The 11,776-nt window shown below is 69.8% G+C and carries 14 protein-coding genes; 1 reads left to right on the top strand and 13 read right to left on the bottom strand.

Annotated elements, in window-relative coordinates; all coding sequences use genetic code 11:
- Nucleotides 1-81: 81 nt before the first annotated feature.
- Both LV457_RS18370 and LV457_RS18365 read right to left on the bottom strand, forming a co-directional pair.
- Nucleotides 82-309: a ferredoxin gene (locus tag LV457_RS18370; protein WP_308192224.1), complete on the bottom strand. Its 228-nt coding sequence runs from the start codon at nt 307-309 to the stop codon at nt 82-84.
- Entirely contained in the window at nt 306-1,613 is a 1,308-nt protein-coding gene (locus LV457_RS18365) for an NADH-ubiquinone oxidoreductase-F iron-sulfur binding region domain-containing protein (RefSeq protein ID WP_232172968.1), read from the bottom strand. Before LV457_RS18365 ends, LV457_RS18370 begins: the two co-directional genes overlap by 4 nt.
- 36 nt (nt 1,614-1,649) lie before the next feature.
- On the opposite strand from LV457_RS18365, the gene LV457_RS18360 reads away from it, so the two are divergent.
- A complete protein-coding gene (locus LV457_RS18360) occupies nt 1,650-2,123 on the top strand; it encodes a hypothetical protein (protein WP_232172967.1) in 474 nt (157 codons plus the stop codon).
- Nucleotides 2,124-2,128: 5 nt separating this feature from the next.
- On the opposite strand, the gene LV457_RS18355 is transcribed toward LV457_RS18360, so the two are convergent.
- The 11 genes from LV457_RS18355 to LV457_RS18305 all read right to left on the bottom strand — a co-directional run bounded on the left by LV457_RS18355 (nt 2,129) and on the right by LV457_RS18305 (nt 11,551).
- The gene (locus LV457_RS18355) at nt 2,129-3,043 is read right to left on the bottom strand and encodes an alpha/beta fold hydrolase (RefSeq protein WP_232172966.1); all 915 of its coding nucleotides are present in this window, start codon (nt 3,041-3,043) and stop codon (nt 2,129-2,131) included.
- Nucleotides 3,040-3,429 (bottom strand): Rieske 2Fe-2S domain-containing protein, encoded by a 390-nt coding sequence (locus LV457_RS18350; RefSeq protein ID WP_232172965.1) that lies wholly within the window; start codon nt 3,427-3,429, stop codon nt 3,040-3,042. Before LV457_RS18350 ends, LV457_RS18355 begins: the two co-directional genes overlap by 4 nt.
- 3 nt (nt 3,430-3,432) lie before the next feature.
- Nucleotides 3,433-4,584 (bottom strand): amidohydrolase family protein, encoded by a 1,152-nt coding sequence (locus LV457_RS18345; RefSeq protein WP_232172964.1) that lies wholly within the window; start codon nt 4,582-4,584, stop codon nt 3,433-3,435.
- Between the two features lie 22 nt (nt 4,585-4,606).
- Complete coding sequence (locus LV457_RS18340) at nt 4,607-5,707, bottom strand: amidohydrolase family protein (RefSeq protein ID WP_232172963.1); 1,101 nt, start codon at nt 5,705-5,707, stop codon at nt 4,607-4,609.
- Between the two features lie 184 nt (nt 5,708-5,891).
- Nucleotides 5,892-6,671: an emopamil-binding protein gene (locus tag LV457_RS18335; protein WP_232172962.1), complete on the bottom strand. Its 780-nt coding sequence runs from the start codon at nt 6,669-6,671 to the stop codon at nt 5,892-5,894.
- Nucleotides 6,668-7,201, bottom strand: a complete 534-nt coding sequence (locus tag LV457_RS18330; RefSeq protein ID WP_232172961.1) for a carboxymuconolactone decarboxylase family protein — start codon at nt 7,199-7,201, stop codon at nt 6,668-6,670. The genes LV457_RS18335 and LV457_RS18330 overlap by 4 nt, the downstream gene beginning before the upstream one ends.
- Nucleotides 7,198-8,043 carry a TauD/TfdA family dioxygenase gene (locus tag LV457_RS18325; protein WP_232172960.1) on the bottom strand — a complete coding sequence of 282 codons (846 nt, stop codon included), beginning with the start codon at nt 8,041-8,043 and terminating at the stop codon, nt 7,198-7,200. Before LV457_RS18325 ends, LV457_RS18330 begins: the two co-directional genes overlap by 4 nt.
- A gap of 23 nt (nt 8,044-8,066) precedes the next feature.
- Nucleotides 8,067-8,405, bottom strand: a complete 339-nt coding sequence (locus tag LV457_RS18320) for a hypothetical protein (RefSeq protein ID WP_232172959.1) — start codon at nt 8,403-8,405, stop codon at nt 8,067-8,069.
- Nucleotides 8,402-9,679 (bottom strand): aromatic ring-hydroxylating dioxygenase subunit alpha, encoded by a 1,278-nt coding sequence (locus LV457_RS18315; RefSeq protein WP_232172958.1) that lies wholly within the window; start codon nt 9,677-9,679, stop codon nt 8,402-8,404. The genes LV457_RS18320 and LV457_RS18315 overlap by 4 nt, the downstream gene beginning before the upstream one ends.
- A gap of 30 nt (nt 9,680-9,709) precedes the next feature.
- A complete protein-coding gene (locus LV457_RS18310; RefSeq protein ID WP_308192223.1) occupies nt 9,710-10,465 on the bottom strand; it encodes an SDR family NAD(P)-dependent oxidoreductase in 756 nt (251 codons plus the stop codon).
- A 9-nt stretch (nt 10,466-10,474) separates the two neighbouring features.
- Nucleotides 10,475-11,551, bottom strand: coding sequence for a ferredoxin--NADP reductase (locus LV457_RS18305; RefSeq protein ID WP_232172957.1), 1,077 nt, complete (start codon nt 11,549-11,551; stop codon nt 10,475-10,477).
- Between the last annotated feature and the right edge of the window lie 225 nt (nt 11,552-11,776).

Raw genomic sequence — 11,776 nt, 5'->3', positions numbered from 1 at the left:
TCCTCCGGAAGGTCGGTGCGGCGTGCGCCGGGCCTCACGCTACCGCAGCTCGGCGTTACAGTTCGGTGTTTGCGCGTAAAGCTAGTCGGCGGGCGTAACGGGTGCCGGACGACGGTCGCGCACCTCGGTGATGGCGTGCACCGGGCAGTCGAGCAGGGCGCGCATCACCGCGTCTCGGTCCGGTTCGGGCACGTCGCCGTTGCCGATCAGCGACGCGTACCCCCAGTCGTCGAGCGAGAAGTAGTCGGGCGCGTGCTTGGCGCACAGCCCGAACCCGTCGCACATCGTGCGGTCCAGCCGAATCCTCATGCCGGAACCACCGCCTCCACCTCGTAGGGACGTTCCGCGCGGTAGACCTGAGATCCGCAGTCGGCGCCGCAGCCGCCGGCCTCCCCGCCCTGCACGTGCCGTGCCACCTCCTGCGGGAACGCCCGCAGCAGGGACGCGGCGACGTTGGTGGCGGCGTCCAGCGTCGCGCACGCGCCGCGCCCGCGCAGCACCACCGACCAGCGCTCCAGCCGGGTGAGGTCCTCGGCGGTGGCCGTGCCGTCCCGCAGCCCGGCCGCGACCGCCGCCATCGCCGCCGTGCCGTTGAAGCACGACCCGCACTGGCCGGCGTTCTCCCGGTCGAAGTACTCGAGCACCGCCGCCGCCACGCCGACCGCGCACTCGTCGGCGATCAGCGCGATGGCGCCGTTGCCGAGCCCGCTGCCCAGGCGGCGCAGGGTCTCGTGGTCCAGCGTCGTGTCGAGCACCTCGCGGTTGAGCAGCCCGGCGAAATACCCGCCCATCAGCACGCCGCGCAGCCGCTCCGGCGCCACGCCGTGCAGTTCCAGCAGGTCCGGGAAGGCCGCGCCGTGCGGCAGCTCGTAGAGCGCGGGCGGCCGGCCACCGCCGGTGACCGTCGCCAGGAACGTGCCCGGTGAACCCGACGTGCCGACCGCGCGGTACTCGCGTGCGCCGTCGCGGACGATGACCGGCAGGTTCGCCAACGTCTCGACGTTGCTGACCACCGTCGGCAATCCGTCGACGCCCTCCTCGAAGGGGCGCGGCGGCTTGTCCGTCGGTTTGGCGGGCCCGCCGTTGATCGCCCGGACCGCGGCGGTCTCCTCGCCGGCCACATAGCCGGGTGCGACGGTGACCACCTCGACGGCCGGCCCGTCGAGCGCCGCGTCGGCCAGCGCCGCCCGCACCGCCGCGGCACCGTCGCGGTCCGAGACGTACACGTAGCCGCGCTGCGCGCCGACCGTCGCGGCCGCCAGCCGCAGCCCGTCGATCACCAGGTGCGGCCGGTGCCGCAGCAGCCAGCGGTCCTTGACCGACGCCGGCTCGCCCTCCTCGCCATTGGCGACGACGACGGTCTGCCAGCCGGCGCGGCGCGCGGCGCGCACCGAGGCGAGCTTGACCGCCATCGGGAACGCCGCGCCGCCCCGGCCGGTGAGTCCGGCGAGCTCCACCTCGGCCAGCAACGCGTCGGGGTCGGCGAGCGGCTGGTATCCGCCGGCGGCCCGGTACGCCGCCGCGTCCTCGGTGCCGTCGCGAAGCAGGCGGGTGCGCAACCCCGGCCAGCCGGCGACCCGGAGCGCGGTCGACACGGTGTTGGCTGCCGTCACTCAGGCCACCCCTTCTCGATCACTAAGCTTCGGCGCATGAGAACCGCGGTGGTGCGCGTCCACGTCGACCCCGGCGGAGAACTGGCCGCCGACGAACTCGTGGCCGGCATGGCGGCGCTCGCCGAGCGGGTGCGCGGAACCGGTGCCGACCTGCTCGCCGCGGACCTGACGGCCATGCCGGCGCACCGCCGCGAGGTCGAGTTGCTGATGGCGGGAACCGATCCCGAGGCGCTCAAGCGCACGGCGATGTCGCTGTGCCACGAGGCATTCGGCACCGAGCCCGCCGCCGGCGTCCTGACCTGGATCAGCCGCGGCACCGACGAGGACGCGGCGGGCGTGCTCGCCGGCTTCGGCCTGACCGGCCGCATCGCGCGCACGCCCGGCGACGACGGCTGCGACGTCGTCGAGGTGACGCTGCGCAAGGCGGATCTCGCACGCGTTCCGGAGAGCCGCATCCACACGGCCCTCGAAGCGTCCCTGAACGCCGAGGTGCGCATCCTGGCCGAGTGAGGCAGTCACGTGCGGCTGAGGAACTCGAGGATGGCCGGTGCGGCCTGCACCCACGTGTCGAACATGTTGAACCGCTTGACCTTTCCCTGCGCCCGCCGCTCGCTGGCCCGCTCCCAGGCGTCCTCGGGCCACGGCGGGTCGATCAGCGTCGAACCCTTGATCAGGCAGCTCACCTCCAGCGAGGTGCGCTTCGGGTGGTCCAGGTCGTTCTCGCCGCCGCGGATGATGAGCGTCGGCACCGCGATGTTGTCGAACATCTCGTCCTCGACGCCGGGAATGGTCTGGCCCGGCTTGGGCACGAAGGCGTTGAGCCACCGCAGCATCAGCTTCAGGAAAGCGCCCGGGTCCTGCGCGAGGATCCGGTCGCGGTTGGCCGGGTTGGCCTCGGCGCGCTCCCGCCACTCGGCGACGCCGGCGACGCCCGCCATCCCGGCGCCCCGCACCGCGAGGATGCTCGGGATGACGTAGTAGGAGCCCAGCACGAACGAGCCGTAGACGCCGCCGACGATGTTCCAGACCACCAGCTTGGTGACGATCTCGGGGTGCAGCATGGTGGTGAGCATCGAGTCGCGGGCGCCGCCGGAGCCGCCGGCGATGATGCACGGCCCGACGCCGAGCGTGGTGATCAGCTGGTAGAGCGTCTCGGCGCGCATGTGGGATTCGCTCTGGCCGTAGAACTGCACGTCGGACTTGCCGCAGTTCGGCCGGTCCCACAGCAGGACGCGGTAGCCGCCCTTGACGAGCGCCTGCGCCAGCGGCCGCAGCCCGTCGATGTCCTTGCTGAACCGGCCGCCCGGCGTCAACGCGATGACGTCGCCGTCCTTGCCCAGGATCTCGTACACCACGTTGCCGCCGTTGATCTCGACGAGCTTCTCGCCGCGCTTGAGCTTCGGCGAGCCCAGCTGCAGTGCGGCGCTCACGCCATCACCAGGACGTCGTTGCCGACGACGCGCACGGGGTAGGTGCGGATGCTCCACTCCGGCTTGACCGCGGTGGTTCCGGTGGACAGCTCGAAGCCCCACTGGTGCCACGGGCAGTAGATGTACTCCATGTCGCGGACCATGACCGCGTCCCCGGGAACGTTCTCGTCGACGATGGTGCGGCCGCGGGCACGGCCGGCGCACAACGGCCCGCCCTCGTGCGGGCAGTAGTTGGCGATCGCATAGAACGTGCCGTTGACGTTGTAGACGCCGACGCCGTGACGGCCGATCGGCACCAACTTGTGTTTCCCGGGCGGGATCTCGTCCACCGTGGCCACGACGTGTTCCCGCCCCTGCGCCAGCCGGGGCGTCTGCTGCTGGTCCATCGGTCAGAAAACCCGGACTTGACCCTCGAGTGCCGGGACGGTGTCCGGCAGGTGGTAGGTCGCCAGCCCGTTGCGGAACATGATGGCTTCCCGGGCGTGTTCGGGCAGGTGCTTGACCAGCCAGCGCGGATCGTCGAACGTCCAGTGCGGATAGTCCGAGCTGTAGAGCAGGATCTTCTCGCACTCCATCCACTCGAACGCCCGCGTCAGCTCCGTCTTGTCCTCGGGGTAGTCGAGCGGCTGGGTGGTGAACTTGATGTGGTCCTTGACGTATTCGCTGGGTTTGCGCTTGATGTCCAGCCAGCCCTTGCGCGCCTCGTACAGCTTGTCCATGCGCCACATCAGCGGCAGGATCCAGGTGAACGCGTGCTCGACGAACACGATCCGCAGCGTCGGGTGCCGGTCGAAGGTGCCGTCGAAGATCAGGCTCATCACCTGGTTGGCCGCCAGCAGCGAGTAGGTGACCATGAAGTCGTGGTTGTAGCTCGGCCACCCCACCGGCGGCATCGGAAGCTCGTCGTAGTGGCTGCGCGACAGGTGACAGCTCACGGTGATGTCGTGCTTGGTGGCCGCCGCCCAGATCGGGTCGTACTTGGGATTGCCCCATGACGGGCGGGGTTCGGCCTTGATGAGGATCTGCGCCATGTAGGGGTGCCCCGCCCAGCGCTCGATTTCGGCGACGCTGGCCTCGGGCTCCTCGATGGCCAGGCAGATCGACCCGCGCCAGCGCTCGTGCCAGTTGTTGTGGCTGTCGAGCCAGTGGTTGGCCTGCCAGTCGTTGAGCGCGCAGTTCATCGCGTGGTTCGCCTCGGGGATCCGCGCCGGATAGGCGGCGGGCTCCAGGACCGCGATGTCCGCGCCGGCCTCCATGATGAGCTGTCGGAACGCCAGATCGGGGTCGCTGCAGGCGAACTCGCCGTCCGGCGGGAAGGCGTCGACGCGCATGGCGTAGGAGTGCGCATAGTCGGGGGCGTCGTAGTAGATCTGGTCGCCGACCTTGCGGGTGGCGAAGTACTTGCTGCGCCAGGGCTCGGGGATGTACTGGCCGAGCTCGCCGGTGCGGGGTGCCGGGTGGACGTCGGAGTCGACGCACCGCACGGCGATGCGCTCGGCGGCCGGCGTGCGCGGGGTGGCTGTGGTGGTTGTGAGTGTCATCGTGATCTCCCTATTCCCACATCTACTGTGCGGCCGTCGCGGCCGAAATGACAGGACTTTCTATGGCGTAGAGCTTCGCGGCGTTGCGCCAGCACAGGGAGTCGCGTTGCTCGGCGCTGTACGCGCTGGGCACCGACAGCTCGTTGAGCTGCCAGTGCGGGTAGCTCGAGCCGTACATCACCATGTCGTCCTTGCCGGTGAACCCGGCCCATTCGCCGGCGAAGTCGACGTCGCCGGGACCGTCGAGGCTGCCCTGCACGAAATACACGTGGCCGGGCAGGTAGTCGCTGGGCATCCGCGGGGCCCACGGCGTCTGCTCGAGGTGCGGCCTGCCGAAGCAGTCCATGCGCCACATGAACGGCGTCAGCAGGTCTGCCGCGCCGTCCGCCCACACGAACTTCAACGACGGCAGCCGCTCGAAGACCCCTTCGACGATCAGGTTCATCAGGTGGTAGAGGAAGTTCAACGCCGTGAAGCCGACGAACTGCTCGTAGGTGCGGGTGATCCCGTTCGGCGTGGGCGGGAGCATCACGCCCGCGCCCACCTCGAAGTGCACGGCGACGGGCAGGCCGGCGTCGACCGCGGCTTCCCACAGCGGCCAGAACTGCGGCTTGCCGTACAGCTCGCGCGACTGCAGCGGGATCCCGAGCTGCACGATGCGCGGATGGTCCTTGTAGCGGTCGATCTCGCGCAGCGATCCGGCGATGTCGTCGGGGTTCACCCGCAGCGTCCCGCGGAACCTGTCGCCGTGCTCGGGGTGATCGAGCCAGCGGGTCACCATCATCTCGTTGTGGGCCGCGGCGATGGCGGTGCCCAGATGGCGGTCGGGCATGATGCCGCGGGTCATCGGATGCAGGACGGCGACGTCGACGCCGCGATCGACGAACAGGTGTTGGGCGACGACGTCCGGATCGGAGCCCGGGTACTGGCCGTCCGGCCCTTCGGTGCCCGTGGCGTACTCACCGCCCGGTGCGCCGTACCAGTCCATCTCGTAGTCGGGGAAGCCGCGGCTGCGGAACGGCTCCTTGAGGAAGTTGCGGCGCAGGTCCTTGTTCGACCCGAAGAAGATGTGCACGCTGGCGTCGATGACGGGAGTGCGCACCCCGTTGCCGCTGTCGATCATGGTCCGCCTCCGCTTCGCACGAGAACTCCATCCTAGACACTAGTTCTTCGACGACGAGAACTAAATTCTCTTGCGATTGCGAGGCGCAGGTGCTCGTCTCGTCGTCCCCCGGCCGTTCGCCTCGGGCACCCTGCGGCGACCTGCGGCGACGATCAGCAGGTGACGACAGCTGACGGTGAGAATGTCACTCTTGCATTGACGCGGCGCCCGCCCGTCGCGTGAAGTGGTCCACCTGCAGGTAGATCGCGTAGAGCACCAGCGGCGGAAGCACCATGTAGGGCACGTTCTCGCCGATGAACTTGAACCAGAAGCCGAAGGCGCCCTGCTCGATGTCGCCGAAGCCGGACCTCACCTCGGAGACGTAGTAGACGGTGGTGCTGCTGGTCAGGATCGCCACGCCGGTGAACGCGAGCCACAGCGTGCGGATCCGCGCTTCGAGCGCCTGATCGCGGCGGACGAGCCGGGTCCACACCGCGAACAGCAGGATGCCGGTCAGCACGCCCACCGTCTCGAGGCCGAAGATCCAGTTGTTGTCGTTGGTGTAGCGGGTGTCGGCCAGGCCGTACTGCCACCACAGCCACTTCCAGCCGGGGTCGTCGGTGGGCGTCCACAGGTTGAACCCGTGGCCGACGAGGAAGATCAACTCGTAGCCGATCTGGCTGCCCGCGGTGTACGGCAGGTAGAACAGCGTCAGCTCCCGGGCGCGGTCGAGGCGGGTGCGGTGCTCGCCGGGCGCATCCCACAGCAGCACGAGGGGCACCAGGATGACCGGGATCCCGAACAGCAGGTTCCCGACGACGTCGGTGGTGAAGGTGGGCGGGAACAGGCCGGTGCCCACGCCGACGACGACGACGAGGAACGAGGCGCTCACCCAGGCCGCGGTGACGGCGTAGATCTTCCGCCGGTGCGGCGCGATGGGGCGCGGACCGTCGAGCCCGACCTCCGGCGTCCGGGTTTCCGTCATCGGTGTTCCTCCTCGATGCCGAACGTGTTCACCGCCTGGGCCAGCAGCCCGTAGCAGCCGATGGTGAAGATCAGATCCATGACCTGCCGCTCGTCGAGGTGGCGGCCGAGCGCGTGCCAGGTGTGCTCGCCGATGCGGTCGTCGGCGTCGAGTTCGTCGACCGCCCGGACCACCAGCCGCTCGGCGTCGTCGGTGAGCTCCCCGGTGCGGATGGCCTCGATCTCGGCGTCGCTCATGCCCGCGCGCCGGGCGATCGGCACGTGGTGCGACCACAGGTAGGGGGAGTGCCGGCACACCGCGGCGCGCAGGATCGCGATCTCGCGCAGCCGCTCGGTGAGCGTCGAGCGCCGCAGCAGGTGGCCGTTGAAGGTGAGGAACGCCGCCGTGAGGTCGGGGTGGCGGGCCAGGGTCCCCAGCAGGTTCCCGGCGTCCACCGGATTGTTGCGCTCGGGAGCCACGATCACCGCCAGCGCGGCGTGCACCCGCTCGTCCCAGTCGTCGGCGGACAGCGGTGGCAGGCGCGGTGTCACTGGATCGGTTCGTCGCCCAGCACGGTGGTGCGCAGCATCTCCCGCGGCGAGTCCGGGTCGTACGGCGCGGCGCGGTGCAGCACGCCGCGGTTGTCCCAGATCACCGTGTCGCCGACCGACCAGGTGTGGCGGTACACCTTCTCCGGCACCGTCGCCCGGGCCAGCAGGTCGGCCAGCAGCGCGCGGCCCTCGTCGACGTCCATGCCCACCACGTAGTCGGCCGACGCGCCGAGCACCAGCGACCGCCGGCCGCTGCGGTGCGTCCAGACCAGCGGATGAGTGTGGGTGGGCCGGGAGCGCCACCGCGCGAGCAGTTCGGGGGACGGGTCGGGCGTGACCCGGCGCTGCGACGCCTCCAGCGAGTGGACCACCCGCAGCGACGCGAAGCGCTCCTGCTCGTCTGCGCTCAGCGCGTCGTAGGCGTCGTAGGCGCTGGCGAACTCCGTCTCCCCGCCGCGCGCGGCCACCTGCTTGGCGCTCAGCACCGTCGCCCGCTGCGGGCACTCGTCGCCGGTGGGCGTGCAGCCGTCGATGTGCCAGTCGAAGGTGGCCCGCAGATAGGAGGCTTGGGCGTTCTTCGACTTGTCGAGCGTCACCGGGTAGATGCCGGGCACCGGGTGGTGGCCGTCGGAGGAGTGGTCGATCTCGCCGAGCCGGCGGCAGAACGCGACCTGCGACTCGGGATCGAGATGCAGGCCGCGGAACACCAGCACGCCGTTGTCCTCGAGCGCGTCGAGCACGGCCTCGCCGAGGGAGTCATCGGAGCCGAGCCGCTCCGGGTCGAGGCCGGTCACCTCGGCACCCACCGACGCGGTGAGCTTGTTGATGGTCAGCAGACTCATCAGCGGGTCCTTTCGCAAGATGGCTACGGGGTGGGTTCGCCGACGCGGATCATCACGGCGTCCGCGGCGTCGACGGGCTTGGGTTGGTGCATGATCTCGACCGCCATCGCGACCATGACCAGCGAATAGATCAGGTGCAGCAGGTTGAGCGCATCGTCGGGCAACTCGGTCAACGGGTACTTGTCGACGTACTCGATGGCGTCGTCGAGCCGCGGGAAGAACGCGTCGTAGAACTCGTGGAGCTGCGGCATGGTGCTGCTGATCCGCTGGTTCCACCGCTCGGTTTCGGTTGCCAGACACCAGGTCTCGGCGAACGGCTCGAGCTCGGCAAAGGCGCTGGGCAGTCGCGGCGCCATGCTCACACCCCGACCGGCTGGCGCTCGCGCCGGTAGGCGGTCACCCAGTCGACCGCCACCTTGTGCAGGTGGCGCACCAGGATCTCCTGGTCGTTGAGTGGGTAGTCGTCGACCAGCGGTCCGTCCAGGCCGTACTCGAGCGCCGCCTGGGTGCCGCCCAGCATGCCGGCGTCCTGCAGCGCGAACTCCTTGAGCACCACCGCGGCGACCTCGTGCTCGATGCGCTCCTTGACCGTCCGGGCCGGATGGAAGTAGGTGAAGGCCTCGAAACGGTGGGTGTTGTGCGACGTCGGCCAGTACCGGTACAGCAGGTACCAGCCGCCGTAGAACAGGATCTCGAGGTTCGGGAAGATCTGGAAGTTGCTGATGCCCCACGGCTCGATGCCGCCGGGGTTCAGGGCGGCCATCGGCAGTTCCCCGATGTCGGGGGTGCGCCAGGGACCCACCAGCCCGCTCTCGGTGGCCCGCTCGATCGGATACATGTACTCCGGCGCCAACAGCCAGCGCCGCGTGCCGGCCGTCGACACCAGCCGGTGCGGGCCGTCGAGCTGGAAGTGCCCGCAGGTGAAACCGGCGGTCGGGTTGCGCACCTCCTTCGGCACCTGCTGGGTGTGCAGCGACGGCACGTGGTAGTACTCCTGGAAGGCGTCGGCGAAGATCTTCCAGTTGCTGTTGTTGTGCGCCACCCAGTCGTAGCGCTCGGTCAGCTTCTCGAACGGATACGCCTCCAGCGGCGTGATCATCGGGCCGAGGAACTCCCGCAGGGTCTGCCGCGGCGTGGCGTCGACGTTCACGAAGACGAAGCCGGCCCACACGTCGCAGTGCACCGGCGCCAGCCCGTAGTCGGCGCGGTCCATCCCGAAGTAGGCGTCCTCGCCGGGGACGTGCACCAGCGTGCCGTCCAGCCCGTACCGCCAACCGCAGTGCTTGCACGTCAATTCGGTTGCGCTTCCCGCGGTTTCGCGATCCGGGTAGTCCCGCCACACCAGCTTCTCACCGCGGTGGCGGCACAGGTTGTGGAACGCGCGCAGCGTGCCGTCCTCGCCGCGGACCACGAGCAGCGACGCATCGGCGGCCTCGATCTCCTTGGTCAGGTAGCTGCCGGGCTCGGGAACGTCCTCGATGCGCGCGATGTTCAGCCACGCGCGCTTGAAGACGGCTTCGCGCTCGTCGGCGTAGAACTCCGGCGACGTCGAGTCGCGGAACGAGATGGGATCGGTTCCCAGGTCCGGATAGTGCTCCGTCCAGGAACCTTCCGCGGGCTTAGGCCAGTCGGCCATGTGCACCTCCTGTGGTCGAATGTGCTTGTCTCACATCACCGCTCCGCCGTTGACGCCGAGCACCTGCCCGGTGATGTAGCGGGCCTCCTCGGAGCACAGGAACCCGACGGCGGCGGCGATGTCCTCGCCGGTGCCGAGGTAGCCCAGCGGGATGTTGGCGGCCATCTGCTCGTTGGACGGCAGATAGCCGGCGGCCTGGCCCGCGTGCTGCATGGGTGTCTCGATGCCCGACGGCGGGATGTTGTTCACGGTGATCCCGGCCTTCGCGTATTCGCGGGCCAGCGATTTGGTGAGGGTGATGACGGCGCCCTTGGACGCGGCGTAGTGCGCCGCGAACGGGGATCCGCGCTGTGCGCTGGACGACGAGATCATCACGATGCGGCCCCAGCCGCCGGCCAGCATGTCGGGCAGCGCCGCCTGGCAGCAGTGGAAGGTGCCGCTGAGGTTCACGTCGATCATCTGCGCCCACTCCTCGGGCGTGATCTCGGTGAACGGTGCGAACCCGAAGCGGCCCGCGCTGGTCACCAGGATGTCGACCGGCCCGAGTTCCGCGCGGGCCTTCGCGAACGCGTCCTGCACGGCCTGCCGGTCGCTGACGTCGGCGGCGACCCCGACGGCGGTGACCCCGTCGGCGCGCAGGTCGTCGGCGACCCGCTGCGCGCCGGCGGCGTCGAGGTCGAGTACGGCGACCCGGCGGCCGCGGCGACCCAGTTCGTGACAGATGGCCTCGCCCATGCCCGACGCGCCGCCGGTCACCACCGCGACCCGGGTTGCGTGCGTTCCCACCGTCGCCTCCTAGTCCCAGACCACGCGGCACGTGCGGCTGGTGGGCAGCGACTGGCACGTCACCACCCAGCCCTGCGCCACTTCGTCGTCGTCGAGCGCGTCGTTGTTGAGGATCCGGGCGGTCCCCTCCGTCACCTGCGCGATACACGTTCCGCAGGTACCGGTCTCGCACGACGACGGCGGCTTGAGGTCGGCCAGCCGCGCGGTCTGCAGCAGCGTGTTGCCGGCACGGTACTGCGCGACGGTGGTTCGGCCGTCGAGCACCATCGTCACCTGCTCGGTGACCGCCGGCGCATCGTCGGCGACGACCTCGGCGACGGTGAACCGCTCGAGGTGGACGCGATCGCCCGGGATGCCCGCCCGCTCGACCGCCGCTTCCACCGCGCTCATGAACCGCCCCGGTCCGCAGATGTAGTAGTCCGCGTCGCGCGCCGCGTCGACGAAGTGGGCGAGCTGTTCGGCGCGCACCACGCCGGCCTCGGCGTCGAGATGGTGGTGCACGTCGAGGCGGCCCGGGTGGCGTGCGGCCAGCTCGGCGAGCGCATCGGCGAAGATGATCGACTCCCGGTCCCGGTTGGCGTAGAACAGCCGGATCCGGCGGTCGGTCTGCGCCAGTGCCGCACCGATCAGCGAGAAGACCGGCGTGATGCCGCTGCCGCCGGCGAACATCACCAGGTCACCGGCGGTTCGCCGCAGCACGAACCGGCCCTCCGGCGGCGCGGCCTCGATGGCGCGATCAGTGAGAGCGCCCTCGGCTGCGGCATCGTTCAGCCAGTTCGACACCACGCCGTCGCGATCCCGCTTGACCGTGATGCGCAGTTCGTCGGTGGCGGCGCCCGACGGCGTCGAGGACATGGAATAGCAGCGCCGGTGTTCCCGGCCCGCTACCTCGACGGCGACGGTGAGGAACTGGCCGGCCTGGTAGGCGAACCGCTCGGTGTGCGCCGGCGGGACGGCCAGCACGAGGGACACCGCGTCGGCGGTTTCGCGCACCGTGCGCGTGACCCGCAGCGGCACCAGATCCGCTGCGCCGGCGGTGGTTCGGACGTCGACGTCTTCGGAGTCGACGGCACTGGACGGAGTCATCGCCAGCACCATATCAAGTAGTTGCGATTAATCTCAAGTACTAGAGATACGGCTTTTGTGCCGGTTCCGTCGCTTGGCGCTCGGCGATCACAGCAGCACCACCCGTCACTGGCGGACTCTGTGTCGCTGTTGCCCGCCTCCGAGCGACAAGGCGATGAGGGGTGCCTTCGGCGGTGCGGCGTCCCGGCATTCGTTTCCACGCCTGGGCGTTCACTGTCGCGTGAG

Source organism: Mycobacterium sp. MYCO198283 (genome assembly GCF_021213805.1).
In the GTDB taxonomy this organism is placed as follows: domain Bacteria; phylum Actinomycetota; class Actinomycetes; order Mycobacteriales; family Mycobacteriaceae; genus Mycobacterium.
The sequence above is the reverse complement of the archived record's forward strand: the minus strand, read 5'-3'. Positions and strand labels throughout refer to the sequence as shown.